Origin of the sequence: Vibrio olivae (assembly GCF_042428525.1) — a bacterium.
GTDB classification, from domain to species: Bacteria; Pseudomonadota; Gammaproteobacteria; order Enterobacterales; family Vibrionaceae; genus Vibrio; species Vibrio olivae.
In genome coordinates, this window is sequence record NZ_JBHMEP010000004.1 from 92435 (window position 1) to 118892 (window position 26458).

At 46.1% G+C, this 26458-nt stretch carries 30 protein-coding genes; 15 read left to right on the plus strand and 15 right to left on the minus strand.

Features of this window, described 5'->3' with window-relative positions; genetic code table 11:
- The first annotated feature begins 1 nt into the window (after position 1).
- The 7 genes from ureA to ACFFUV_RS14400 are packed head-to-tail and all read left to right on the plus strand — an operon-like array spanning position 2 to position 4726.
- Positions 2–304, plus strand: coding sequence for an urease subunit gamma (gene ureA / locus ACFFUV_RS14370; RefSeq protein WP_390194130.1), 303 nt, complete (start codon positions 2–4; stop codon positions 302–304).
- 9 nt (positions 305–313) lie between these two features.
- The gene (locus tag ACFFUV_RS14375; RefSeq protein ID WP_390194131.1) at positions 314–619 is read left to right on the plus strand and encodes an urease subunit beta; all 306 of its coding nucleotides are present in this window, start codon (positions 314–316) and stop codon (positions 617–619) included.
- Positions 620–636: 17 nt separating this feature from the next.
- The gene (ureC, locus tag ACFFUV_RS14380) at positions 637–2343 is read left to right on the plus strand and encodes an urease subunit alpha (protein ID WP_390194132.1); all 1707 of its coding nucleotides are present in this window, start codon (positions 637–639) and stop codon (positions 2341–2343) included.
- 31 nt (positions 2344–2374) lie between these two features.
- The gene (gene ureE, locus ACFFUV_RS14385) at positions 2375–2860 is read left to right on the plus strand and encodes an urease accessory protein UreE (RefSeq protein ID WP_390194133.1); all 486 of its coding nucleotides are present in this window, start codon (positions 2375–2377) and stop codon (positions 2858–2860) included.
- Positions 2860–3522: an urease accessory protein UreF gene (locus ACFFUV_RS14390; protein WP_390194134.1), complete on the plus strand. Its 663-nt coding sequence runs from the start codon at positions 2860–2862 to the stop codon at positions 3520–3522. Before ureE ends, ACFFUV_RS14390 begins: the two co-directional genes overlap by 1 nt.
- Before the next feature lie 2 nt (positions 3523–3524).
- Positions 3525–4166 (plus strand): urease accessory protein UreG, encoded by a 642-nt coding sequence (gene ureG, locus ACFFUV_RS14395; protein ID WP_390194136.1) that lies wholly within the window; start codon positions 3525–3527, stop codon positions 4164–4166.
- Positions 4167–4177: 11 nt separating this feature from the next.
- Positions 4178–4726 carry a HupE/UreJ family protein gene (locus ACFFUV_RS14400; protein WP_390194137.1) on the plus strand — a complete coding sequence of 183 codons (549 nt, stop codon included), beginning with the start codon at positions 4178–4180 and terminating at the stop codon, positions 4724–4726.
- Between the two features lie 134 nt (positions 4727–4860).
- Here ACFFUV_RS14400 and ACFFUV_RS14405 read toward each other — a convergent pair whose 3' ends face one another.
- The 10 genes from ACFFUV_RS14405 to ACFFUV_RS14450 all read right to left on the minus strand — a co-directional run bounded on the left by ACFFUV_RS14405 (position 4861) and on the right by ACFFUV_RS14450 (position 13279).
- Positions 4861–5970 (minus strand): hypothetical protein, encoded by a 1110-nt coding sequence (locus ACFFUV_RS14405; RefSeq protein WP_390194138.1) that lies wholly within the window; start codon positions 5968–5970, stop codon positions 4861–4863.
- Positions 5971–5996: 26 nt separating this feature from the next.
- Positions 5997–7127, minus strand: coding sequence for a hypothetical protein (locus ACFFUV_RS14410; RefSeq protein ID WP_390194139.1), 1131 nt, complete (start codon positions 7125–7127; stop codon positions 5997–5999).
- Positions 7128–7379: 252 nt separating this feature from the next.
- Entirely contained in the window at positions 7380–7736 is a 357-nt protein-coding gene (locus ACFFUV_RS14415) for a DnaJ family domain-containing protein (RefSeq protein ID WP_390194141.1), read from the minus strand.
- 116 nt (positions 7737–7852) lie between these two features.
- Positions 7853–8293, minus strand: coding sequence for a c-type cytochrome (locus tag ACFFUV_RS14420; protein WP_390194145.1), 441 nt, complete (start codon positions 8291–8293; stop codon positions 7853–7855).
- A 3-nt stretch (positions 8294–8296) separates the two neighbouring features.
- Entirely contained in the window at positions 8297–8734 is a 438-nt protein-coding gene (locus ACFFUV_RS14425) for a c-type cytochrome (RefSeq protein ID WP_390194147.1), read from the minus strand.
- Positions 8727–9266, minus strand: coding sequence for a methylamine dehydrogenase light chain (locus ACFFUV_RS14430; protein WP_390194148.1), 540 nt, complete (start codon positions 9264–9266; stop codon positions 8727–8729). Before ACFFUV_RS14430 ends, ACFFUV_RS14425 begins: the two co-directional genes overlap by 8 nt.
- A 20-nt stretch (positions 9267–9286) precedes the next feature.
- Positions 9287–9892: a thioredoxin fold domain-containing protein gene (locus tag ACFFUV_RS14435; RefSeq protein WP_390194149.1), complete on the minus strand. Its 606-nt coding sequence runs from the start codon at positions 9890–9892 to the stop codon at positions 9287–9289.
- Positions 9889–10446 (minus strand): MauE/DoxX family redox-associated membrane protein, encoded by a 558-nt coding sequence (locus ACFFUV_RS14440; protein ID WP_390194151.1) that lies wholly within the window; start codon positions 10444–10446, stop codon positions 9889–9891. Before ACFFUV_RS14440 ends, ACFFUV_RS14435 begins: the two co-directional genes overlap by 4 nt.
- Position 10447: 1 nt before the next feature.
- Positions 10448–11590: an amine dehydrogenase large subunit gene (locus ACFFUV_RS14445; RefSeq protein WP_390194152.1), complete on the minus strand. Its 1143-nt coding sequence runs from the start codon at positions 11588–11590 to the stop codon at positions 10448–10450.
- Positions 11591–11947: 357 nt separating this feature from the next.
- Positions 11948–13279, minus strand: coding sequence for a ferredoxin reductase family protein (locus tag ACFFUV_RS14450; protein ID WP_390194155.1), 1332 nt, complete (start codon positions 13277–13279; stop codon positions 11948–11950).
- 256 nt (positions 13280–13535) lie between these two features.
- On the opposite strand from ACFFUV_RS14450, the gene ACFFUV_RS14455 reads away from it, so the two are divergent.
- The 7 genes from ACFFUV_RS14455 to ACFFUV_RS14485 are packed head-to-tail and all read left to right on the plus strand — an operon-like array spanning position 13536 to position 20427.
- On the plus strand, positions 13536–14666 hold the full coding sequence (locus ACFFUV_RS14455) for an HDOD domain-containing protein (RefSeq protein ID WP_390194158.1): 1131 nt from the start codon (positions 13536–13538) through the stop codon (positions 14664–14666).
- A 23-nt stretch (positions 14667–14689) separates the two neighbouring features.
- On the plus strand, positions 14690–15055 hold the full coding sequence (locus ACFFUV_RS14460) for a response regulator (protein WP_390194161.1): 366 nt from the start codon (positions 14690–14692) through the stop codon (positions 15053–15055).
- Positions 15052–15639, plus strand: a complete 588-nt coding sequence (locus tag ACFFUV_RS14465) for a chemotaxis protein CheC (protein ID WP_390194163.1) — start codon at positions 15052–15054, stop codon at positions 15637–15639. The genes ACFFUV_RS14460 and ACFFUV_RS14465 overlap by 4 nt, the downstream gene beginning before the upstream one ends.
- A 13-nt stretch (positions 15640–15652) precedes the next feature.
- Entirely contained in the window at positions 15653–16957 is a 1305-nt protein-coding gene (locus tag ACFFUV_RS14470; protein ID WP_390194166.1) for a PAS domain-containing sensor histidine kinase, read from the plus strand.
- Positions 16958–16995: 38 nt separating this feature from the next.
- A complete protein-coding gene (locus tag ACFFUV_RS14475; protein ID WP_390194171.1) occupies positions 16996–18624 on the plus strand; it encodes an EAL domain-containing protein in 1629 nt (542 codons plus the stop codon).
- Complete coding sequence (nosR, locus tag ACFFUV_RS14480) at positions 18621–20006, plus strand: response regulator c-di-GMP phosphodiesterase, NosR family (protein ID WP_390194175.1); 1386 nt, start codon at positions 18621–18623, stop codon at positions 20004–20006. The genes ACFFUV_RS14475 and nosR overlap by 4 nt, the downstream gene beginning before the upstream one ends.
- Positions 20007–20022: 16 nt before the next feature.
- Positions 20023–20427, plus strand: a complete 405-nt coding sequence (locus ACFFUV_RS14485; protein WP_390194178.1) for a hypothetical protein — start codon at positions 20023–20025, stop codon at positions 20425–20427.
- Here ACFFUV_RS14485 and ACFFUV_RS14490 read toward each other — a convergent pair.
- The 5 genes from ACFFUV_RS14490 to ACFFUV_RS14510 all read right to left on the minus strand — a co-directional run bounded on the left by ACFFUV_RS14490 (position 20366) and on the right by ACFFUV_RS14510 (position 25653).
- Entirely contained in the window at positions 20366–22012 is a 1647-nt protein-coding gene (locus ACFFUV_RS14490; RefSeq protein WP_390194180.1) for a sensor histidine kinase, read from the minus strand. The genes ACFFUV_RS14485 and ACFFUV_RS14490 overlap by 62 nt on opposite strands.
- Positions 22013–22014: 2 nt before the next feature.
- On the minus strand, positions 22015–22836 hold the full coding sequence (locus tag ACFFUV_RS14495) for a phosphate/phosphite/phosphonate ABC transporter substrate-binding protein (protein ID WP_390194183.1): 822 nt from the start codon (positions 22834–22836) through the stop codon (positions 22015–22017).
- Between the two features lie 135 nt (positions 22837–22971).
- Complete coding sequence (locus ACFFUV_RS14500; protein WP_390194186.1) at positions 22972–23763, minus strand: heme ABC transporter ATP-binding protein; 792 nt, start codon at positions 23761–23763, stop codon at positions 22972–22974.
- The gene (locus ACFFUV_RS14505; protein ID WP_390194189.1) at positions 23760–24794 is read right to left on the minus strand and encodes a FecCD family ABC transporter permease; all 1035 of its coding nucleotides are present in this window, start codon (positions 24792–24794) and stop codon (positions 23760–23762) included. The genes ACFFUV_RS14500 and ACFFUV_RS14505 overlap by 4 nt, the downstream gene beginning before the upstream one ends.
- Positions 24795–24804: 10 nt before the next feature.
- Entirely contained in the window at positions 24805–25653 is an 849-nt protein-coding gene (locus tag ACFFUV_RS14510; RefSeq protein ID WP_390194193.1) for a heme/hemin ABC transporter substrate-binding protein, read from the minus strand.
- 290 nt (positions 25654–25943) lie between these two features.
- Here ACFFUV_RS14510 and hutX point away from each other — a divergent pair, with 290 nt between their 5' ends.
- Positions 25944–26453: a heme utilization cystosolic carrier protein HutX gene (gene hutX, locus ACFFUV_RS14515; protein WP_390194196.1), complete on the plus strand. Its 510-nt coding sequence runs from the start codon at positions 25944–25946 to the stop codon at positions 26451–26453.
- Positions 26454–26458: the final 5 nt, after the last annotated feature.

Here is a 26458-nt window from a genome sequence, read left to right on the forward strand (position 1 = left end):
CATGGAATTATCACCAAGAGACAAGGATAAGTTGTTGCTATTTACGGCAGCGCTACTTGCTGAACGCCGCTTAGCGAAAGGCATCAAGCTCAATTACCCCGAAGCCAGCGCTTACATTTCAGCCGCGATTATGGAAGGGGCTCGCGAAGGCAAGAGTGTCGCTCAGTTGATGAGTGAAGGACGCCATCTGTTGTCACAAGCCGATGTGATGGAAGGCATTGCTGATTTGCTCGATGAAGTTCAAGTCGAAGCCACCTTTCCAGATGGCACCAAACTGGTGACCGTTCATAACCCGATTCAATAGGAGCATGTGATGAAGCCTGGAGAATATCAATTGCAAGCAGCGCCAATCTCAATCAATCAAGGACGAGAAACGCTGACAATTTCGGTCATCAACCATGGTGACAGACCCATTCAAGTTGGTAGCCATTATCACTTCTATGAAACCAACCCATCGCTTGATTTTGACCGTGAACAAACGCGAGGCATGCGGCTGAACATTGCGGCGGGAACCGCAGTGCGCTTTGAGCCGGGTCAAGCGCGCAGTGTCGAGTTAGTCGCACTGGATGGGTCGCGGCATGTCTATGGTTTTCGCGGTCAGATAATGGGCCAACTGTAAGCGCCAAGGAGGCAACGATGGTAGAGATTTCAAGGCAGGCCTACGCCGATATGTATGGCCCGACGGTGGGCGATAAAGTGCGTCTCGCCGATACCGAATTATGGATTCAAGTAGAACAAGATTTCACCACCTATGGCGATGAAGTTAAATTTGGGGGCGGAAAGGTCATTCGTGACGGTATGGGGCAGAGCCAAAAATGCCGAGATGAGGTCATGGACTGCGTGATCACCAACGCGCTGATATTGGACCATTGGGGGATCGTTAAAGCCGACATTGGTATTAAAGATGGTCACATCGCTGCAATTGGTAAAGCAGGTAACGCTGATATTCAGCCTGATGTCACGATCAATATTGGTGCCAGTACTGAAGTGATTGCCGGAGAAGGGCATATCGTCACGGCAGGAGCGATCGACGCGCACATTCACTTTATCTGCCCGCAGCAAATAGAAGAAGCACTGATGTCAGGTACGACCACGATGATTGGTGGCGGTACGGGGCCAGCCACTGGGACCAATGCGACGACCTGTACGCCCGGTGCTTGGAATTTGGCGCAGATGTTTCGCAGCACCGACATGCTACCGATGAACTTTGGTTTTCTTGGAAAAGGCAACGCCAGTTTACCTCAAGCGTTGTCAGAACAGGTCGAAGCTGGTGCTTGTGGGTTAAAATTGCACGAAGACTGGGGAACCACACCCGCCTCCATTGATAATTGCCTAGCGATTGCGGAGCAATATGATGTTCAGGTGGCGATTCATACTGATACGCTCAACGAATCCGGGTTTGTTGAAGACACCATTGCGGCATTTAAAAATCGCACGATTCATACTTACCATACTGAAGGCGCGGGCGGCGGTCATGCGCCAGATATTATCGTTGCCTGTGGTCAGCCAAACGTGCTGCCTTCGTCGACCAACCCGACGCGTCCGTATACGGTCAATACCATTGATGAACATTTAGACATGCTGATGGTTTGTCATCACCTTGATCCGAACATCCCAGAGGATGTGGCGTTTGCCGACTCTCGAATCCGTAAAGAAACCATTGCTGCTGAAGATATTCTTCATGATCTGGGCGCCTTTTCGATGATTGCGTCAGACTCTCAAGCAATGGGGCGAGTCGGTGAGGTCATTTGCCGAACGTGGCAAACCGCGCACAAAATGAAGGTGCAGCGAGGATTCTTGCCAGAAGATGAAGCATGCCAAGCCGATAATTTTCGCGCCAAACGTTACATTGCCAAATACACCATTAATCCAGCCATTGCTCACGGAATTTCACACAAAGTCGGGTCACTGGAAGTGGGCAAACTGGCTGACATTGTGTTGTGGAAACCTGCCTTTTTTGGGGTCAAACCAGCGCTTATCATCAAAGGTGGGTTTATTGCTGCCGCGCCAATGGGGGATGCGAACGCTTCTATTCCCACGCCGCAACCCGTTCACTATCGAATGATGTTTGGCGGCTATGGCCGCGCAGGTGCGGCAACATCCGTCACTTTTACTAGCCAAGCTGCGATTGATAACCAGCTTGAACAAACGTTGGGGCTTAATCGTCACCTTGAGGCATGCAGTAACTGCCGCAGTGTGAGTAAACACGACATGATTCACAACGACTATATGCCGACCATCAGCGTTGACCCACAAACCTATGAAGTGAAAGCGGATGGGCAACTTCTCACCTGCGATCCTGCGACAGAGCTACCGCTGGCGCAGCGTTATTCATTATTTTAAGTCAGTGTGCGAACACAGTAAGGAGACGAATATGTTGAAAGTAGTTGGACGCTCGGCGCATTTTCATGGTGCGGTGCTAGATAACGTCGTTTTGCCCTATGCCTTACGTCAAAAAGGACGCTTTCGCGCGTTAAGCCAATCGCAGCTGGATGTCGGTTTTTTTCTTCCACGCGGAGAAGTGCTGCAGCACGGTGATTATCTGCACACTGAGTGTGGTCAAGTACTGCAAGTTGTCGCGCAGCAAGAGCCGGTGGTCACCGCGCGGTGCCAAGATTGGGAGACATTTGCCAAAGCTTGTTATCACATGGGAAATCGTCATGTTCCGATGGCGATTGGTGAGCGTTGGCTGCGTTTTCAACCCGATCATGTGCTGCAAGAGATGGTGGAAATGATGGGGCTTGAGTGTGAAAGCCACGACGCTGAATTTACGCCAGAGAGCGGTGCTTATGCTGCTGGGCGAGGTCATCATCATGGTCATGACCACGGGCACCATCATCATGGGGAGCATCATCACTAATGCACACCTCCGCGCTGTTATCCATTTTGCATTTAAGTAGCCCAAGCTTACCGATTGGTGCCTTTGCCTATAGCCAAGGACTGGAAGGCGCGGTAGAGCTGGGCTGGATTAAAGATGAAGCCAGTTTGAGTCAGTGGCTTGAACCGATCCTTATCAGTGGCCAAGCCCATTTGGATTTACCATTGCTGATACGCTTCTATGCCGCTTGGCAACAAGAAGACGTCACCCAGTTACGCTACTGGCAACAGGTTTTGCTGGCAAACCGTGAAACGTCTGAGTTAGTCATGGAAGAGCAGAAGCTTGGACAAACCTTATATCGTTTGTTGCAAAGTTTAGAGATAGAACTGAGTGAAGAGGCTCGCTCGCTCAGCTATTTACCCCTCTACGTCAAGGCTTGCGTGCATTTTGGTATTCCGCTTAAAGCGTCACTCACCGGATGGTTGTGGTCATGGCTTGAAAACCAAGTAACGGCGGCGTGTAAAACGGTGCCATTAGGCCAAACCTCAGCGCAAAAAGTATTGCTTCAATTGATGCCACGTATTGAGCAGGCCATCGATACCGCATTGCAAGTTGATGATGATGCCATCGGCTTAACATTACCAAATTTTGCGATGGTCAGCGCGTGGCATGAGACACAATATTCACGATTATTTAGGAGTTAAGGATGAGCACACAATGTTTACGAGTGGGGGTCGGCGGCCCCGTTGGTTCAGGCAAAACCGCACTGTTGCGCCAGCTTTGCTCTGCTATGCGCGAGCACTACAATTTAGCGGTCGTCACCAATGATATTTACACCAAAGAAGATGCTGAATTTTTAATGCGTCATGACGCTTTGGAGTATGACCGCATCATGGGGGTAGAAACGGGAGGTTGTCCACATACCGCTATTCGTGAAGACGCCTCAATGAATCTTGCTGCGATTGATGAACTTCAGCATCGCCATCCCGGGCTCGAGTTGGTCTTGGTTGAAAGTGGCGGCGATAATCTCAGTGCCACCTTTAGCCCTGAATTATCAGACTTAACCTTATACGTTATCGATGTGTGTGCGGGGGATAAAATTCCGCGTAAGGGCGGTCCGGGAATCACTAAGTCTGATCTGCTGATTATTAATAAAACCGACCTCGCGCCTATGGTGAATGCTTCGCTGGACGTGATGGATCGTGACGCAAAGAAAATGCGTGGTGATAAACCGTTCGTATTTACCAATCTAATTCGCGGCGATGGGCTGCAAACAATTATCGATTTTATCGTCCAACAAGGCATGTTGGCACAGCGTGATGTCAATGTTGTCGTCACCGAACAATAGGGAATAAGGATATGAAAAAAGTAACGTCTTTTCTTGCCAAAGTGGCGGTTGTGAGTTTAATCAGTACACCGAGTTTTGCGCATACTGGGCATGCGATGAACGCCAGTTTTTCTGAAGGTTTTTTACACCCGTTAACTGGGCTTGATCATTTAGCGGCGCTGATGTTAATCGGTGTATTTGCTGCGGGTTATGGCTACAAAAAGGCCGCTCAAATCATTGGCTGTTTCGGCGCGGCGTTAATTGCTGGCTTTTTTATCGGTGTTGAGTGGTCGAGCGCACATCAAGCTGAAGGGTTGGTGACGGCGTCACTAATCATACTGCCACTCGCGGTTTATGCGCTACGTAAAGGTGGTGTGATGAAATGGGTCGCGATGTTAGGGATTGCGGCATTCAGCGCGTGTCATGGCTTAGTGCAAGGTGCAGAAGCTATCGGGGCCGTGAGCGAATTTGGGTTGGGTTCTTTGGTTGCAAGTATTGTTGTGATGAGTGTGACCATGTTAGCGGCAAGTACGCTAAAACGCAGGTTAGCCGATGGCAACACAGCGAAAAGCAACGCCTAATTGTTAAATGAAAGGGAAGCATTCGCTTCCCGTTTTTAATATAATGCCAACCTAAGCCGTTAAAAGCGATTCGATATTATCAACAATTAACAGGTACTCGCTGTTCCCACCCGTAACCGCCTCGATGGCTAATGTCATATAGGCACAAGGTCGTCCGCAGTATTCATTAGCAGTGTATAGCTATCCTCTGCAGTGGAGACGGTAACAGCAACAAAATCATCACTGTCGAGTGTTAGCGCTCTATAATTGGAGCCATATTGCTGCCAGTTGCTGGTGCTGCTGACATACTCCTGCTGCGCTTGGTTTAGTGGATTGATTGCAACGTCCGTTATGTCCGAAGAGAATTGGACAGTGGTGTTATGAATAATCAGCCCGGTGTCCGACGCGTTGTCAGCAAGCAACGTTGAGTTGAGAAACAATTGATTCTGGTTTGAAGTGATGAGTTCAAAATGTTCAAAAGCGAGGTCGTCGGTATCAACGCGTAGAAAAAGCATATCATCACCACTACCGCCATCGACAATTCGACGTTGGTCATCGTTCACGCTATGGACTAAATCGTAATAAAACAGATCATTGTCTTCGCCAAGATCAACATTGAATTCGGTCCATTGGGTTGAGCTATCGCGATCGCCATTCTCATCAGCGGTAAAGGTGACAATGTCTTCGGCATATCCGGTATACACTTCAAACAGGTTGCTCCACGAGTCTCCATTACTGTGTGGTTTTATGGTGATATTTGCCCAGCTTGATGTTGTATCACCATAGTGGTAACCATCAAATGGCTCAGAACCATAATCTCTTGGATTCCCATCCAAGTTCCGAGTATCGATAAAACCGCGTTTGGCATCGGTGATTGATAAGCGTTGATGTCCATCGAACTCTGATTCGTATCTCTGTCCATATGCATTGTTGATAAAACAGACATCAACAAAGTTGCTGATATCCACGCGGCCATCTTCGACGTCAAGCATTGCAATTTCTTTGAGATTTTGGGCATTCCATTGCGCAATATTTTCGGCATTTGTCCTGTAAGAAAAACAATATACACAAGATTTAATCGTGGTTTCGACAAGGCTTAAACTCTCATCGATATAGCCATAAGCCCAAGTACCGTCTTGTACCGGCATATCTGGTGGCGGGCCATAGAGCTCCTCTAATGTAGGAGAGAAGCCGTTATCTGCATTGAGATTTTGTGCGGAACCCGTGCCGTCGGTATTGGTAGTGCCAACATAGATAGTCATCATTTTTCTCCTAATCGCAGATTACGCGTTTAACCCAGCATCAGCTCGTCGGCGTTATTCATGAGAAGTGTGTAACTCTGCTCATCAACGGTGACGTTCACCGCAACAAACTCTTCGCTGCTGAGAAATGAATAACCCCCGTTGTAACTGTATTGCTGCCAGTCTGCAGTGGTTTCCAGATAGGCGATTTGTTGCTCGTTCAGTGTATTGACTTCAATGTCTGTCACATCTGGCGACAATTGGACAGAGGTATCATTGATGATAAGCCCTAGCTCGGTTTGGTTGTTCGCCAGTAGTGATTGGTCAAGGTAAAGGCTGCCATGGTTTGAACTGATAAGCTCAAAATTGACAAAATCTAAGTCGTCGGTATCAAGGGGCAGGAATAGCACATCATTTCCCTCACCACCATCAACAAAACGTTGTTGAGCGTCGCTTACACTATGCTCTATGCCATAAATGAAAATATCGTTATCTTCGCCAAGATCGACCTTAAATTCTGTCCATTGTGTCGAAGTATCGATGTCACCATCTTGGTATGAAGAAAAATAAACCGTGTCTTCAGCGTACCCGGTGTAGATCTCAAAGAGGTTGCTCCAAGAATCGCCATTGCTGTGTGGGCGGATGGTAATGTCTGACCAGCAGGTAGTGGTATCCATTTCATGATACCCTTCGAAGGAATAGCCATAATCTGGGCTATCTTCATCTACAAATTGCCATTCTCTGCTGTTACCTTCTAAGTTTCTGGTATCGATATAACCCCTTTTCGCACCGTTAATGGTTAGTGCTTGGTAGCCATCATGCCCAGGCCCCCAGATTCCGTAATAGTCGGTTACATAGGTAACATCAACGAAATTATTGATTTCAACATAGCTGTCATCGCAATCATAGATAGCAATTTCTTTCAACCCTGGGGCGTTCCATGTTGAAAGGTTGCTGGCGTTGGCGCTGTAATCAAAGCAATAAACACAAAATTTTTCGGTGGTCTCTGTGACACTTAGATTTTGATCAATATAACCTTCAACCCAAGTCGCTTCAGGCCAAGATTCATCTTCTGGTGGACCAGAAATTAGGTCAAAAGGAACCTCAAAACTGTTTTCTGAATTCAAATCTCTTGAGGAACCCGTACCATCGATATTGGTGGTGCCAACATAAACTGTCATCTTGCGCTCCTTAATATTCGTTTCGAATATTGGGCAATGCAGGGAAGAACTATTGGCAGTATAGGTAGAAAATCTCGCTATATTAGCATCGGCTTAACTATTGGTACTTTTATCCACTTTTGCCTTTGCTAGGCGTTTGGTTGATGGGAGGATAAGAATCATTTAAACCGATTTGAGGCATTGTTGTGCGCGATCAATTAAGCAAATGCTAATTCAACTTTTCGCATGGTGTTTTTTCATCAGTCGCCAAGGTTAAGGTGAGATACTGCATCGTAAATAGTGATGAATGAAGCGAGTGTCGATACCTTTTATTTTCATTTTAAACTCTAATTGACGAATTTTCGCAAGCGCTTGTTGCTGTTCGTCAGAGAGTGGATCGCACTCGGCTATCAAGTCACACAGTTCTAGCGCTTGCTGACGATACACAAGTTCAGGTGGAATAAAACCGGCGTTTTTCAGTATGCGATAGCCTATTCTTAAGTGCTCGGGCACCATGCTATCATCATCAAGTATCAACGGTTGACCATGGCCAGGAAGGTTGTCCAATTGTCCTTCTTTCATCGCTGCCAAAATGCGCTGCTCGGCTAATTGTTCAAACAGTAGACTCATGTTTCCTCCTTAGCTGAATTAGCTTACTCCGGTTATGGGTAAGATGAAAGCGTCATGCTATGGCTGAGTGAAACGCATAAAAAAGAGGCGGGAACGCCTCTTGTCGTTGTTGCCGTTTATGGCCAAGGGTAACTGCCGGTTTCTATCCCTTCTCGATGAAACTTTGCGACAATATCTCTGCGATATTTCACCACATCAGCAAGCGGCTTATCGAGAATATTGGCCACCTCATTTCGTGTATAAGGTTTGGCGTGCTCGGGATCGCCCCATTTGTTATTCAGATAATTCATTAATGTGGCCAGCTCTTGGTGAGAGAGCCCAGATGAGGCCACGCCTGGAACATTCATCAAATAAATGCGGCCTTCGGTATCGGCCATAAATGCCCCCAAATATCCGGGTAGCGGCGGAATCCCGCCTGCAATCGAACCAGAGCCGTCCATGGTATGGCACCCTGAGCATTTCAAAATATAATTTTGCTCGGGGGTGTTACCCGAAGCGCTGGCACCAAAGCTCGTTACACTAACCAGCAGCATAAGACATCGCCAAGCGTTTCGCATTGGTTAACCTCCCTTTCTCAGCTGATGCAATTCACTGTGGGTGAAGGGCTTTTTTTTATACTCATCAATGAGCGCTTGATCAGGGCCACCTTGTTGTTGGTTGACATCCTCTAGTACGTAATGAGTGATCTGAACCAAATCCTGGGACGAAATAAAGCTTTGTGGTGGCATGGCGAACCCTTGATAGGTTTTATCAAGTGAGACCAACTTGCCGCTTAACCCACTGGTAACCACACCTGCGATGTATTGATTTCGCTTGTCGCCCAGTTTTGACCATAGCTGAGGATTGTGTAAAGAGGGGGCAAGCCCCTCAATACCTTCTGCATTTGCGCCGTGGCATCCTGAACAATAGGTGCCAAAAAGCTCTTTACCTGATTGTGCAGATGCAAAACCAGACACACAACCACTGGCAATAAACAGCAACACAGGGAGTTTATTCATTGGCTAGCCCCACTAAAGCGGCAACCGTACAATGATAGCCTTTGTTGGTATTTGCCATGCACCAGTTGATGTCATTATGCAGTCCCATTCGATATCCCGGGCGTTCTCGTTCGCTATTAAGGCACGCAGTGGATGTATTGACTGTGGCCTTACCGCAGCAGTCGTTGTATGAGACAAGGTAGCTCTTATTGTCATTTGGGTTCATACAGGTGCCAATCCACGCCACTTTAGAAGCTTCGGATCCGGGCGGGCACGTGGAGGTTGTGCCTCCGGAGTTTGAGCACAAGTTGCCATCGAGCGCGCAGTAGCGCCAATAGTCACAACTGTTCACATCATCGGTCGGAGATTCGGCGGCGTACACTTTGCCAGAACTGCGATCGAATGGAAGTAGGGGAAGGACACTGGCGCCAACCAGGACTTTACCTGCTTTGGAAAGAAAGTTGCGACGGCCCATGTGTCGAGCCGAATGACGAACACTCTTTTCGGATAGCCGATCCATGGCGTTAAAAATGATTTCACTGAGTTTTTTCATAAGTCGTGTTCTCCATAACTCTAATGACTGACTGAGACGGTGTTCTTTTCTGAGAAGTCTTGTAATGAACTAAAGCCCGATTCTTTCGCGTTAAATAAGCTTTCCAATTGTTCACGGCTATTAATTAAACCTTTCGATACAATGGTGCCGTCTTCGTCCATTAAGACAGAAAAAGGCAGTTTGGCGACGCGATAATTCAATCCGAGCTGCTGCGAGAGTACGTAAGGGATATTGTCGAGTTTATGCTGAGCAATAAGCTCGCGCTGTGCCGGTTCATCGCCGTCACTGGCAAGGACAACATGGAGCCATGACTGCTCTTGTCTCTGTAAGCCACTGATGACAGGAAGTAACACTTTACAAATCGGGCAGCTTGGCGCCACAAACAGCACTAAGGTGCTTTTTTCTTGGGCGCCACCCAGTGTCACCATGCCTTGGTTTAAACTGGTGAGCGTCATTGGTGCCGGTGTTTCACCGAGTTCAGGACCATTATTATTAATCATGGCGCCAACCGGAGTGATGCGCTCAAATAACACACCAACTTGTCGTGAAAGCGCGAGAAAGGCGATGATCAAAAACACAACTAATAGGGAGAGCACCCCTAAAGCAAATAGGATGACAGTATTCATTTCGAACTCCTTTCGTGCGAAGAGCGGATTAATTTGAGCAGGGAATCTTGGTTGTGCAGCAGTTGTTCAACTAAGAAATAAGCCAGCCAAAGAGCGAAGCCTGAGCACAGGGACACCGTCAGCTCAATGATGGTCAACGGTAGGTAATGGGTCATTAAAACAACCAACATCAGGCAACCTAATACGCTGTTGCGCACAATGGTTTTTGTGGAAACGATGATCGGCGTCCCGCCACAGCCACAATCAATCTCACCTTGATGTGTTTTCAGGCTAATGATCATGGCGGTGGTGTAACACGCGAGCAGCAATAACATCACACCGACGCCGAACTGTGAGTAGCGAGAAGTGACACTGAGTATAATGGCACCACTTTCAACCAGTAGTACGCCACTGGCTATCGCAAAGCTGACTTTTTCTAATTTCGGTGAGTAGTTGGCAACATAACCAGAAAAGCGCCTTAAATCAGATGCTTTGTGGAGTGCTGCTTGCGTAAAGACCAAAATCACAAAGGTTAATAGGGAGAGATGAAGCGATGATATCCACGGGGTTAACATATTAGTAGTCCACCATTAGCATTTGAGTGAACCCACCCGCGCCCTCAATTTCCGCCTGTTTTTTGCCCTCAAATTGATTGCCCGAAAAGGTATATTTGGTGACAATTCCCCAGTCGGTGAGCGCGAATACGTCGGGGCTTTCTGTTTGTGAAACCGCGAGTGAGATAGGCTCTTCTGCTTCGATGCGGGTGACCACATCATGGCTTTCCATGTCGATGCCCCAAATCTCAGTAGCACCATCTTTGTGGCTGCCTTCGTGACCGTCTGGATGCATGGTTACAAACATCATATTGTTCGGTTTGTTGTAAGCAATTACTTCGTAGCCACCGGGTAACCAGCCGCCGTCCACGCCTTTGGTATAATTGAATTTCTCGGTTAAAGACGCGGTTTTACCGGAGTCATCAAGCACATACATATTACCGTTGAAGGAGGTGAACATCAGTTTGTTGCCATCACGCTGCGAGGTGATAAAGAGCGCATCACTATCGGTATCGAAAATCTTTTTACTCTTACTCGCTTGGTAACTGGTTGCGTCGCTACTGAGCTGGTAGGTTGTCACGGTGCCATCGCCGCAGAGTGCACTAAATTTGCTTGCACTTTGTGAGGCATAAATTCCCCAACATCCGGGAGTGGGTACTTCGAGAACCTGTTTATTGTTGCTTAGGTCGATGACAGACACTGAAGCAGCCGGCGTCGCATTTTGGACAAAGGCGTATTGGTCGTCAGCGGAAATGGCAAATGAATTGACCGTGGCAGACACTTGAGCCATTTTGGGGGATGATGGGATTTCAGTCTCGAGTGACAGTCCTTTTACATCGAATTTTTGTACCACAGCTTCAATCTCACCCCATACGATACGTTTGGGGTAAACCGACGCGGTAAACAGTTTGGATTTATCGTGTGAAAAGTTAAATTGGGAAATGAGTCCCGTTGATATATTCCCTTTTGCTGACAAGTCATCAGAGCCAAATACGGTAATCATACTTGAACCACTCCAACTCTGATCGATGACAAACACGTTAGGCCCGGGTTTTATCTCTTTTTCTACGATCACTTGGTCAGGTACAAACGGCTGCTCGGCGTGAGCAAGACCGGATACGTTGAATGCGCTCCAAATAAGGAGGCAGACGGAAGTTTTTCTCATATAAGATTCCTTTTTTTCTATAAGAAAGAACAAGTAAGCCCAACCCAGTAGAGCAAAGGATGTACCACAATGTTATATCTTGTTACATTTGTAATCGATTTCAGCATGAGGTGCTGTTAACTGGTTGATTAAGCTGAGGTAAATTTTGACGAATAATGCTAAAGTTTATTGATATCAGTAAGTTAACTTTGTTAGGGGCTGACCCATTAAGTCGCACGCTGTTTCAGTTTGGGGTTCCAAAGTGGGGCAAGTTGACACAATTTATGTTTATGAAATGAAAGTAAAAAACGTGTAGCACAAAGTTCGCCTCACTAAATGATGCGCTACGCGATCACAAGGTGTTTCGCAGGGCGTCATTTAACGCAACTGGAACATCTCGTAATGAAAATGACCCAATGGAAAACCAATCCGCTTTAAGTGGCGCTTTAGGCTATTGGCAAAAGCTTGAGGCCCGCAATACCAAATGGAATATTGGCGTATATCAGGCACGTCTCGAATGAGCTTTTTAACATTGAGCAAAGGTTGCGAACGATTATCGACAAGCTGAAAAGTCACGTTTGCCTGCTCGGAAAGTGCTGTGAGTTCTTCGATGAGCTCATGTTCAGGCGTTAGCGTGCAGTAGTAGAGGTTGACCGGATTGTGGCACTGGGTTTGTGCTCTGTGTTCTAAAGCGGCTTTGAACCCAGCAATTCCCACGCCGCCAGCGATCCAGATACTGGGTTGTGAATCGGAAAGGGAAAACGCACCATAAGGTCCTTCAACCAAAAGTCTATCGCCGACGTGGACACACTGGTGCAAACGATGAGTAAAGTCTCCAAGGTCTTTAATTAGAAATTCAATATTGTGCTGTGTGTTCTGACAACACGTGATAGTAAATGGATGTGGCGATTCATGCGCAAAATGAAGGTACGCATATTGACCACAAAGGTGACCGGGCCAGTTAGCCGCATGAAGCTCAAGGCGCGTGGTTTTATTCTCTGGATGATATTCCACGGCCAATACGTGTGCTGGGTAATAATGGCTTTTTCCGATACGTCCCAACAAGCTTCTCAGTGCCATCCAAACGATCATACAGCCAATAACGACAATATAAGGTGTGATAAGCTCAGGCCAGTAAGTGCGTTTGATTAATAGTACTGAGTGATACACCACCAAAAGTGCAACAAGTGCCATCAGTTTATGCGTGAGCCTGAATCGGCGATAGCCAACACGAGATAATAAGGCGACCGCGATGAGGACAAGTAACGTGTAAAAAGCCACTTCGCCACTGAATAACGCGCTGGCGCGTAGTGAACTGACCCAAGCTTGTAGCGCGTCACTATTTATATGCCAACCAGAGTGACCGCGAGAAGGCGCGCTGATGATTCCCCATCCAATAAGTATTCCTGGGCTTTTTACTAATAACCAGTGGAAGCATGTCACGATGAGCGCACAGATTCCCATCCACTTATGCAAACAGTAGGCTTTATCGAGCCCGTGTGTGACACGCTCAAGCCAATCAAAGCGCATTGCTAGCAGCATACACATCGCGATAAAAGTGAGAGCTAATACGCCCGTTAACTGTATCAATACCGCTCGCATTCGAAAAACGTCGAGAGAGTTTGCAGTGACGAATTCTGCAGATGAAACCCACCAAACTAACGTCGGTACGCTGATACACAGTACGATCGACAACCATTGTTTGCGCATGACAGTGACCTCAAGGCCAAATCTTATTGGCTATGAGTTTATGTCTCTGTACGTAAAGTAGCGCAAATGCAAGGTAAATCGACGTAAATAACCTTTGTTTTGGTGTGTTTATGTTGCTGCGTTTTCATCTATTTTCAGCTGATGATACTACTTTGGTGTAACGTCAAAATTTTAAATCTCGTCTATATTGGTTATAGAGAAACGAGGTGCTTATCAATTTGGAGTAAAATATGAGATTACACTGGGTTAATAGCGAATGACACAATCGCAGTTTCAAATTTTATGTATCGATGATGATGAGTTTATGCTCAAAGCAACTCACCGTTTAGTGAGGCGGTTGAAGCCTGATTGGACGCTCAACGTCACATCTGATCCTATCAACTGGGAGCAACATATCGATGCCAGTTCGCCACCGTCGCTTGTGGTCAGTGACTTGCTCATGCCGAAGTTGCGTGGTGATGAACTCCTAAAACAAATCGCAGTTAAATACCCTGCGACCATTCGTGCCATGATGACCGGTGATAGTACGCGCAATATTCCAGAGTTGGCCATTGCCAATGCGCACTTTATTTTGCCTAAGCCATTCTCAGAACAAGATTTTTCTTATGTGTTAGACAGTGTTGAACGGTTACACCAACTGCCATTTAGTGAGGCAACCAAACGTCAGCTGGCCGGCTTAGAGTCGGTCCCTGTTTTGCCATCAAGAATTCGTAAGATATTACAAGCATTGAGAGACCCTGAATTTGAAATCGAACAGCTTTCGAGAATGGTTAGTGAAGAGCCAGCTCTTGTGACTCGATTACTGCAACTGTCGAATTCAGCGTATCTAGGATTTCAAAATCAGACAATGTCAGTCGAGGTTGCTATCAATCGTTTAGGAATGGTGGTGACAGGTGCAATTGCTACCTGCATGTTGTCGCAAAAAGTCTTCCACAATGTTTCCGTTGAAAGTCACCAAGCGGTGGTTGATCACTATTTACAGTTGGCTGGGGTATGCCGAAGTCTCAGTCAAAAACTCAACTTTCCCAAGTCACAACAGGAGTGTATTTACTTAGCGGCGCTCTTTGGTTCTCTAGGAGAGCTCGTCCTGCTTGAGATGGGAGTCGAAAGAGAGAAAGTCAGCGGGATTTCGAGCATTGAGGAGAATCATTTAGACGCTTTAGTGATTGCAAGTTACGTATTGATTCTTTGGGGATATCAACTTGATATCGCCGTTACGATGTTGGCCAGTGATACGACGGTTGCAAATAACAACAGCGACATTGATGCGGGGCAAATTATCTGTGTATGTCGACAATGGTTACAAAAAAGCCACGAAGAGCAACGCCAATTATGTATGACGTTACCCAACCAACTTGCGGAGTTTTTTCAAGGTTGGCCTGAGTAATGGAAAGAGCGAGGAGAGAATATATGAGCATAAAGGTTACTGTGGTTGATGATTCTAAAATGTCGCGCCGCGCTGTGATTAGAGCGTTGCCTGAAGAGTTCACTCAGGAGCTTCATGAAGCGCAAAATGGTAAAGAAGCGCTTGAACTCTACGAGCAAGGTAAAGCCGATGTCATGTTTCTTGATTTGACGATGCCTGAGATGGATGGCTTTGATGTCCTTGCTGCGCTTAAAGACAAGCAAGCGCGTAATTTTGTGTTTGTCATAAGCGCTGATATTCAGCCCCATTCTCAGCAAAAAGTGATGGAGCTTGGCGCTGTTCGCTTTTTGCAAAAACCGTTGGAGGCTGACCAACTTCTTGACGTACTGAAAGAGGTGGGGTTGCTATGAAAATTACACTGACTGAAGACCACGAAGATTTTCTAAAAGAATTTCTCAATATCTCGATGGGCAAGGCTGCAAACAAACTGGCTGAATTGGTTGGCTTGCATGTGACGTTGTCTATTCCTCAGATCATGCTGGCGTCTCCGCAAGAGCTCAGTCGTCAAATGAATTATGAGTCGACATTTCATTACACCCAACAGTCTTTTTTTGGCGAGTTATGTGGTGAGGTGATTACTTTACTTAATAAAGATGGTGGTGAGCTTTTAGCCCGTGACATGTGTTCGGTGAGCGAAGGTGACTCGATTAATGAAAGTGAGCTCAAGGACTGCATTCTTGATGTGTCGAACATCCTTTCAGGTGCCAGTTTGAAAGGTTTATGCCAGCAAATTGAAATGAATACTCGCATTCAACCGCCAGTGATCATGCAACCCTCTCAAACTCCGTTGCCCCTTGATCGCTGGGAACAATCTCTGGTTTTGCAGGTTTCCTTTTTAATTGAAGCCGTCAAGTTTGAATCAGAAACCATTATTTGTTTTGCAGACAATGGGCTTGTGGAGTTACTTGAACGCCTAGATTCGTATCTAGAGTGAGCTAGGAGCAAACATGAAATCGAAACTCATGCTTTCCGATTTGCTCAACCAGATGTCGTTTGCGCTCTGTATCGTGCGGCGGGATTATACGATCGTGATGGCAAATCAGTACTTTCTGTCTCGTGTGAGTACAGAAGATAACCAAGTTTTGGGACAGAATTTACTGACGCTTTTTCCCGACTCGGCGCGTTTTCTCAAGCGCAAGGTTGATACCGCATTTACGATTGAATCGCCAAGCTTTTCCTCTTGGGAGCAATCACCGCACGTGTTGCCGTTTAAAACATCTAGGCCCGTTTCCGGCTCGGAAGATGCGATGTATCAAGACATGGAGTTGATCCCTATTCATAGCGAGGGAGGCGCTTTAGAGCATCTTTGTTTGTGCGTTTATGATTCGACAATCACCGCCAGTCAGCAAAAAGACCTCAAAAAAATGACTGCACAATTGCGCACGGAACATCAAGCATTAAAAACAGCGATGGACAAATTGAAGCAGGCGCAAACACAGCTTCTTCAATCGGAGAAAATGGCTTCAATCGGCCAGTTATCGGCTGGGATAGCTCATGAAATCAATAATCCGATTGGGTTTATTACCTCTAATATGCAGACACTCGATGATTACTTTAAAAAGTTAATGTCCTTTATTCATTTGGTGAACAGTGAACTGACTAACACCAGCGATGCCGAGCTTAAGAAAACCCTTGAGCAGCATTATGCCAGTGCACAGTTGGAGTTTGTGGTTGAGGATGTGGGGGACCTGATTAGTGAATCATTAGAAGGCTCGTCGCGGGTGATGTCGATCGTCAAAAACTTGAAGGAATTTTCACATATCGACAGTGCTAATTGGGCTGAAGTGAATATCACTGACGGTATCGATTCGACGCTGCGCATTATTAATAATGAAATCAAATACCACATTGAGGTTGAGTGCCACTACGATCCCAATACGCCCAAAATTGTTTGCCAGCCGATGCAGCTCAATCAAGTGTTTTTAAACATTTTACTTAACGCGAGTCAGGCTATTGATGAAGAAGGAATCATTAAGATATATGTGGCTCCTTTTGCTGATGACCAAGTTGAAATTCGCATATCCGACAATGGTTCTGGGATTTCAGAGCAGCACCTTTCCTCGATTTTTGAGCCGTTTTTTACCACAAAGCCGGTGGGCTCAGGGACTGGTCTCGGACTTTCGGTGTCTTACGGCATTGTTCACGCCCATAAAGGATCGATTGAAGTCGAAAGTGAAATTGGCGTAGGCACCACCTTTATCATTCGATTACCGATTTCTAACCCAGACGCGCAGCAAAGCGAAAATCTTTAATTCTGAGTGCATCTAAAGACAGCGAGAAAGGACATTAAATGGTCGCTTATACCGAAATTCTGGTCGTTGATGACGAGCCCCACATTCTCAGAGCGATAGAGCGAGAACTTCGCAATAAAGTGGCTCAGATTCACACAGCCACCTCCGCCAGTGAGGCGTTGGACATATTAAGTCGCAACCACATTGGATTAGTCATTACCGACTATCGAATGCCTCACATGGATGGCGCGGAATTTCTCCTTAAAGTCAATAGCATGTTTCCTGAAATCCCGACCATTATGCTCTCTGGTCAAGCTGATATTATTGGTGTTTCTAAAGCGCTGAACGCGGGTGCACTGAACAAGTATGTCAGTAAGCCTTGGGATAAATCCAAGCTGTTCGATACCATTTGTCAGACGTTGAAAGAGCATCGTGAAATCTCACAACGTGACAAATTAACCGGGTGCTGGTCGGCGGTAGAACTCGAAAGACGGATCGCGAAAATTGACCAGGATGAGCCTAAGCCGTGGCTGGTGGTGATGTTAGACATTGAAGACATGTCGAGCATCAATGATCAGTTGTCAGTACTGGTCGGTAATCAGTTGTTAAGCGACTGCGCTGCAAAATTGAATACATTTCAGGCCGTGAAATGGTATCGGGCTGCGGACAAATTTATCGCTCTGTTTGAGTACTCGTCTGATGGGCGTTATCTGCTAAAAAGTATTCGTGCATGGGTGAATAACTTGCTGTTTGGGAAAGAGCTCAATTACCGCGTCAAACTGTTGCTGAGTGAAGTCAGTTCTTGGAAGAACATCAGTATTGATCAATTCCATATTGCTGACCGTAAACAGCATATGTGGCCGATTGTCGAGAACATGTATTGGCTTGATAACGGGGATGACTCTGACGACGTTATTGCACTTAAAGATGTTATAGCGGATATCGAAGCTTATCATTTTGAAGCGTTTTTTCAGCCACAATTGAATATTACCACCAGTGAAATTGATGGATGTGAAGCGTTGGTCCGACGCCGATTAGAAGACGGCAGTTATCAAGGGCCTAATATCTTTCTGCCTTTATTGTTTAAGCATGACTTAGTTGACGTGGTGACGGTGACGATTGTCGAGCAGGCGCTGTTACTGGTGAAAAGCCTTAATGAGGCGAACATTTATATCAAAGTGAGTTTTAATGTCACACCGAAACAGTTGGAAAAAGGCTTCGTTCACAATTTACTGATTGGCTATATCGACCAATATAAGCCATACATTGAGCAGTTAAAGATAGAAATGGTTGAGACGGACAAAATAGAAGATTTTGATGCGGTTAGAGTCGAAATGGACCGCTTGCATGACCTTGGTGTGATGTCGGCACTGGATGATTTCGGCACCGGGTTTTCTGGCTTTGAGTCTTTATGTGATTTGCCATTTGATATGGTGAAAATTGATGGGCGCTTTGTGCGCTCAATTGGTACAAGCGCAAGTAGTGACGTCATCATTAACTCGATTACTGACAGCGCGAAATCACTCAATGTCGACATTATGGCGGAGTGGGTTGAGGATAAATCGCAGCTCACGTATTTAAAGCAGTTGGGTTGTACTCATGCTCAAGGTTTTTTAATCAGCCCGCCTTTACGCCAATCTGACTTTCTCTCTTACATGACTCAGAATGATAAAGGAGTTTCGCTATGACAACTTCCGCCCAGCCTGATCAAATCAAAAAGGAGTCGCCACCTAGCGATAACCAGAATCCTGACAACGAATCGGTGCTTGAAACTTCTGAAGAGACGGTTACTGAAAAGGAAAAGCTACGTTTGCTGCTGCTTGATGATGAGCAAGATATCCTTAAATCGCTAACACGTGTGTTGCGTTATGACTACGATGTTGTCAGTTTTGATAGTGGCTCGGACGCGTTGGCGTACTTGCAAGAAAACGACGCACCACTGATTATTTCTGATATGCGTATGCCGGAAATGGATGGCGCTGAGTTCTTATCTTTAGCGCGGCAAATCCGTCCTGATTCACTGCGTTTCCTTCTCACTGGGTACAGTGATATGGAGTCGACGGTAAAAGCCGTAAACGAAGGCGGCATTCACACCTATTTGGCAAAACCCTGGGACAATGAAGCCATCAAACAAACGTTGGCGAAAGCGGCAGAAGTGTTTGAGCTAAAACGTGAAAAACGGCGATTACTTGGTGAACTCGCAGCCAAAAATCAGCAGCTCGAGCAGATGAATGATGAGTTGGAAGTGAAAGTTGAAGAGCGCACCGAAGCGCTTGTTAAAGCCAATCGTAACTTGCAGGTTTTACTAAAAAATCGCTCGGCAATTTTTAACGATATTCTACATACCTTGATGGCGATCATTGAGCATCGAACAGGGTTAAAAGCGGATCATGCAGAGCGTATTGCTGAAATATCCCGAGAAGTTGCTAAAAAGCTGCAGTTACCCGATACGGACGTGAAACAAGTGTATTTAGCGGGATTAATGCATGAAATTGGGCTTATCGGAGAGGTCAAAGAGCAACAAGAGTTGGTTATTGACGATGATGAAGCCGCGATTCCCCAAGCGCCTTCATCAAACCCTGAAGTCGGAGCGGAAATTATCGGTGGTATCAAACGTTTTGAGCCTTTAGTCGATATTATTCGTCACCAAGATGAAAATTTTGATGGCACAGGTAAGCCCGATCACCTTCATGGTGAGGCGATCCCCATTGGTGCTCGAATCCTTAGAATCGTGAAAAATTACGATTTCTTTGTGACTTCGACCAATAACCCAACACGCATGAAACCGGCCAGTGCACTGTTGTACATTCGTCAACAAGGTGGGGAGCAATATGACCCAGATGTGGTCAAAGTGTTTATTAAAGTTGTGGAATCTGGTTTGGAGAACTTAGATATAGACGCGTGCGTGAGTTTGGAAGACGTCAAAGCGGGCACGGTTCTTAAACAGGATCTCTATCTGCCAAACGGAAAGTTGATGCTAACAGCTGGGCAAGCTTTGAGCTCTCATGCGATAGCCAAGCTCAAAGAGATTGAAAAGCAAACGCCATTACCCATCGCCATATTCATATAATTGACCGGAGGCGAACGTGCCTGATTGTGAAGAACTGTACGGGTTTTCGCCTTCCGTAGTTGAAGAGATGGTCGGAGAGGATTATTTGTTCGAAGTGATGAAGGAATATATTAATACCCTTTATAGCTTGGTCAATTTTCCAGAACAATTGGAATCCTCTCAACATGACCACTTACGCTTATGTCTTCATACCATAAAAGCGGCGAGTTATATGGTGGGAGCCAAAGTGAGTGGCCAACGAGCCGAAAAGTTAGAGAGTGATTGCAAGCGCTTTAATGAATGTGCGACTGCGCCAAGTAAGCAATGGATCGATGAACTCAAATCTTACCAGCACTATTTGGCCTCAAACATTGAAAAAATTAACCAGTACTTATCGAACCTGAATAACGCTCAGCCACCGGAAGGACAATCGTCACCTTAGTGCCATCAGGGCTTGACTGAATGTTTATATCACCTTGATGTAGGTGCACAATATCATAGACATAAGTTAGCCCAAGCCCCATCCCTTCACCTACGGGAAGCGTGGTATAAAAAGGGTCATAAATGCGTGACGCCGCATCTTGAGGGATACCAGCCCCGGTATCTTCAATAACAATATTCACCGAGTGTTGGGAGTGGCTTGCGGTGACTTTTACACAGTGGTTGAGTTGTGGCGCTGCGCGATCACATGCCTGAATCGCATTTTTGATCACTTGTTCGAATAAGGTTTTTAATTCGTCATAAACACCGACAACCGCAGGCTGTTTGTTTATGCTTGCATCCAATATAATTTGGACGTTGAGAGACAATGGTATTTGATTCAGAGCTTTATCGATAACATCAAAAAGTTCTATATGACTAAATGTTCGGTCGTTTTCGTTTTGGTATTGAGAGTAATTTTGTAGTGCAGATACGATTCTCGCCACGCGAGTCACACACATTTGTGCATCATTGAGGCTATCTTTGAAGTCTTCGTAAAGAAACTCAACATGCTGGTTTTTTTTCCAACGTTCAAATTCTGCTTTTTGTTTGTCGTGATACTGCTGCCCAATCAGAGATTCACTATGTGAGACCCATTGTTGGTATGTGGAGAGGTATTCAAAGCAGCTTTGTAAGTTACTCTTCACCGCGGCGATTGGATTATTAATTTCATGTGCAACGCCAGCAGCCATGGTGCCAATTGATGCCATTTTTTCAGTTTCGACCAATTTGGCTTGGGTTGTTTTTAGTTGATGATTGGTTTGACGCAATTCCTGATTTGAGCGCATAAGATCTTGTGTTCGTGCGGCGACCTTAACTTCAAGCGACTCGTTGGTCGATAGCAATTGCTGCTGATATTGCTGATTTTCGTCTTCGCTCTGGCGTAAGCTCTCTACCATTTGTTCAAATGCCTTGGAAACCGTTGCCAGTTCATCTTCGCCATGAGTAGACAGCGAGATATAGCGTTTTCCTTGTGCAATGTCATCGGCTGCTTTGCGAAGCTCCGATAGCCGGCGTGTTAAGTAAGCGCCAAGAAAATAGGAAAAGAGTGCGACGAGTGACATCTCGCCAAACACAATCAGCGCGCTCCAGTGTTGAGCATCTTCAATTTGTTGGTTTAGATAGCTAAGGTCAAACCCTATCCATACTGAGCCAAACGTAATATCTGAGCTGACGATATCTGCTTTAATGTGGTAAATACTCTGTGTTTCTTCATGATTGTGAAAGCGCAGCAGGGCGTCATCCAATGACTCGGGAACATCACCCTTGGTTGACAGTGCTTGATTATTGTCGCCAAAAACGGCGACATACACGATATCGGGGCTACGTTGTAATTCAGTAGTGAATGCTTCTATGGTCGCAAGATCATAAGAAAGAACCGCGTTTTTTACTGATGTTGCGAATAATGTAGAGGTTGAAGTCGCGCGTTCATCTAACCCTCTGTGGTTCGTAGTTTCTAGATAGTTCAGGGTTAAAGACAACAAAATAGCCAACAGTACCGCTTCAATTGTGGCGATACCAAGGATGGTTTTTAAGCGCAGAGACATGGTTATTCCGTGTCAATCATGTGTTGAAGAAGAGAGATGTTTAAGCTCCTTACGTCATCCCAATCTTGGTTATTTGCCGGCGTAATGCCATTAAAATTAATGCTTTTAAGTAGCTCCAAACCGTGCTTTGTTGCCGCCATGTTCACCAATGCGGTTTGGACTTTTTGTACCAGGTCAGGATCCAAATCCGGATGAGAAGCGAATGCATGTGGTGTATAGCCGGGCGTTCGCCATAAAACCCTAAGCTGCTCTTTGACTTGTGAAGAACTGTTATTGAAAGTGCGCTCTATGCCGCCCCCGGCAATAAAAAATCCTTTAGCAACATTAAGATAGACGGACTCATGTGAAGAGACATACTGTGGAACCACGTTAATTCCCATTTGCTCCAATGACGACAAAGGAACGACGGTTGCCGCGAAAGCAACTGGCGACGGAAAAGCGAGCTTTTGACCATCCAATTGGTGGATGGAGGTTACCGATGAGTTTTTATTGATGACAAGAACACCTCGAATTTGCTTGTTTTTTTGTTTAGCAAAAGCAAGGTAGCCGGGTTTTTGATGAAATACCGTATAGTGGTAGGGATTCATGTAGGCAATGTCATATTCACCTGCCAATAAGCGTTTTTCAAATTCAGGAATATCTTTAGCGGTGCGGAATACGACATCGTGACCAATTTGCTCAGAGAGGTATTTAAGAATCGGCCCCCAATTTTGAGCAAGCGTCACGGCTGATTGCTGGGGGACGATACCAAAAGTGATGGCGTGAGCATAAGCACTGACGGGAAACAGCGTCCATAAGGCAAGCGACAAGAGCCAATGTTTCATTGAGGGATCCTTAGCGGTTTCAATCTTTAGTTAAGTGTAGATTGACTACCACCATTTGCCATTAACTCTATGAAATCGTTTAGTGTTAATTGGCTCGCGAGAATAAAGAGAGAAATGACGAGAGAGGATGACGGCCTAAGAGCTGTACATCATTGGAAACCCTAATGACGGGTGAGTGGCAATAGTCGCTTTGTACCCATAGACATCGTCAATCATACTCGCGGTCATAACGTGCTCGGGCGTACCATCATAGGCGATTTGCCCTTGTTTTAGCACCAGCATACGGTCAGCGTATTGAGCCGCTAAGTTTAGATCATGCAGTACAACAATGACTGCGGCGTTTTCATTGTGGGCAATGTTTCGCGCTAAGTTCAGTGAGTTATGTTGGTGGGAAAGATCCAAAGCAGACGTCGGTTCATCGAGTAATAGAATTTGTTTATCGCCGGCTTCAGAAAGCTGGGTCAAGATACGCGCAAGATGAAGGCGCTGCTTTTCTCCGCCAGAAAGTGAAGGGTATAACCGCTGAGCTAAATGCTCGACGCCCGCTTTGCGCATGTTGATTCTTGCCAGTTGAGTAATCTCCCGAGCCGACTTATTTAAAGGAATGGCGCCTAATTCGACCACTTCTTGCGCCAGAAATGGAAAACTCAAGGAGCTGCTTTGTGGCAACATACTTAAATGCCGCGCTAGATCATCCTTTTTCCAGTGTCGACGCGGTGCAGAAAATATTTCGACTTCACCTTTACAAACTAACTCGCCAGCTAACGCTTTGAGTAACGTGCTTTTACCTGCGCCATTGGGCCCTAAAAGTGCCGTTACTTGGCCTTTATTTACTGCCAAACTGACATCGTCTACGACACAGGTATCACCAAAATGGACATGGATATTGTTCGCGGAAAGCGCGATATCAAAGTGAGATGCTTTCATCGCATGTGTCCTCGTTGCTTAAAGAGTAAATAGATAAAAAATGGCGCACCAATCAAAGCGGTGACGATGCCAACAGGAAGCTCTGCGGGCGCAACGGCAACACGCGCAAAGATATCGGCTGCCGTCATCAGTAAGGCACCTAATATGGCGGAAATGGGGATTAAACGTCGATGATCCGGGCCACACAGCATTCGACCTAAATGGGGGACGACAAGGCCGATGAATCCAATACTTCCTGCGACACTGACCGTTACACCCACCCCCAGTGCCGTGAGCAAAATCAGCTGGCGTTTCAGAGATTGAATCGCAATACCAAGATGTTTTGCCTCTGACTCTCCAAGCAGGAGCGCATTGAGTGCCATCGCTTTACGAAGAAATATAATCATTAGGGCAGAAAGCACCGCCGCACATAATCCAATGTGGCTGTAGTTCGCGCCAGCCAGTGAGCCCATGGACCAAAGCGATAAATCACGCAGCATTTGGTCGCTGGCAATAAAGTTAAGATAACCAATCCCTGCGCCAGAAATTGCGCTAATGGCGACGCCAGCCAATAACATTACGGTGACGGATGTGCCCATCCGTCCGGTACCAAGACGATACACTAACAGGGTCGTTACAGTGCCGCCCAAAAAGGCAAATAAAGGCAGGGTAAATAAACTCAACAGGCTAGGGGCATTGAAATCCAGTTGACTGAATATCACGATGGCAATAGCGGCCCCAAGGCTCGCACCTGCAGACACACCGATGATTCCTGGCTCGGCGAGTGGGTTTCGGAATAAGCCCTGCATCACTGCGCCACAAATGGCCAGAATGGCCCCGACTAACATACATAACAAAGTTCGAGGCAAACGAATTTGATGAATGATCATGCCAATATGCGGCGCGTTGCTATGAGTTTCTCCGGTGAGCGCCGCCAAACTATCCATCCAGCTAATACGCATAGGGCCGATAGTAATTGAGCTTATGGCGAGCGCGAAAAGCAACGTGATAAATACGGTTAAGATCAAGGTTGTGGGTACTGTTCGTAACACCGACTGACTCCTAAGGATAAATCAGTTGATTAATCCGTTTTGCTTCGGACAAGCTCTTTAGCCCTAAACCACCGACTAAAGCGTGACCATCAATGGTAATGATTTGATGATTTTTTCCCGCAGGTGTTGCCGCTAACGTTGGAAGGGCGCGAAGTATGGCATCAGTACCACCAAGGCTTTGGTAGCTGCGGCCACTAACTAACACGACATCAGGTTGCATTTCTATCAAGGCTTCGTTGGAGAGCGGACGGTAAGCACTTAACTGCTCGGCAGCGGGATTAATACCTCCAGCGAGATGAATGATCTCGTTGGGCGTGGTCTCTTTTCCTGCAACATTAGCTGCTCGCCCTTCGTGAATCAGAAGAAATAGTACTTTCTTTTGAGCCTCTTTTTGTGGACGTAGGGCATCAAGTGTCTCGAGGTTTTTGCTCACCTCAGCTTTGAGCGCGCGCGCTTGTTGTTGGCTATCGGTGAGTTTCGCTAATTGATCAATTCTCTCCAATAAACCATGGGGCGTTGGCTCAGTATTCACAATCGAAACCGTTAGCCCAGCGCGCTTGAGTTGCTCTAATGAACTTTGCGGCCCCATTTCGTCAGAGCCGATGAGCTGCGTTGCGCCTGTCGCGAGTATCCCTTCGCTTGATAACTGACGATGATAACCAATGACTGGTTTTTCAATGCCTGCCGGTAATTCACTGGTGACATCGACAGCAACCAGAGAGGATTGTTGGTCAAGCGCGAGTAGCAGCTCAGTGACTGCGGCACCAGCACTCACGATTTTTTGTTGTGCTTGAGCCATAAAACTGAGCGTCGAGAGCAATAAGACGACAAGATGGATCTTAGGTTTATTGTGGTTCATGAGCATACGGTTCTAATCTGTGTTATTGGTCATCACAAGTTGTTGTGATGGTGTAAAGTGCGAGAGTATTGCTTATAATCTAAATAATATCAATTATCATTTGTATTATCATAAACAAAAATATAGGATCAAATGAGAAATGGGTCATTAATATAATTTGTCGATATTAAACAGTTGGTTGAGTATGGTTATTTTTGTTTATCACTGCGTTTGACTGCGTGAGAACTAACCAATCTCTGTCCTATCGCGGGGCAGCAACCAGTTACAATATGGTAACAATTGAGAGAACTATGCAATCTATACAAGCTCAAGTCGCCGCTCTTATCGAGCAAGAACCTAACTTACGTCCTGTCTCGATGGCGCAGCGTCTTAACGTTTCAGAGTTAGAGGTGGTTAAGGAATTACCTGCATCGATGGCGCTGGTTGCTTCGCCAAATGAAGCGCTTGAGATACTTCAAAGTTTGGTTGAATTTGGGCCACTCACGAGCATTATTCATGCTGGTGGTTCGATATTTGAAATTAAAGCGCCGTTTCCGGCTGGAATCATGGCGAATGGCTATTACAACTTACAAGGTGAAAATGGTCAGCTTCATGGTCATATCAAGCTAGAAAGTATCGAAAATATTGCTCTGGTGAGTAAGCCGTTTATGGGCAAAGACAGCCACTACATCGGCTTTTTTGATAATCAAGGAGCCAGTATCCTTAAAGTTTATCTCGGTCGAGATGATCAGCGTAATGTGCTTCCTTCACAAGTAGAAAAGTTTGCTGAATTGAAGTCTCAGTTAAGCGCTCACCAATAAAGGAA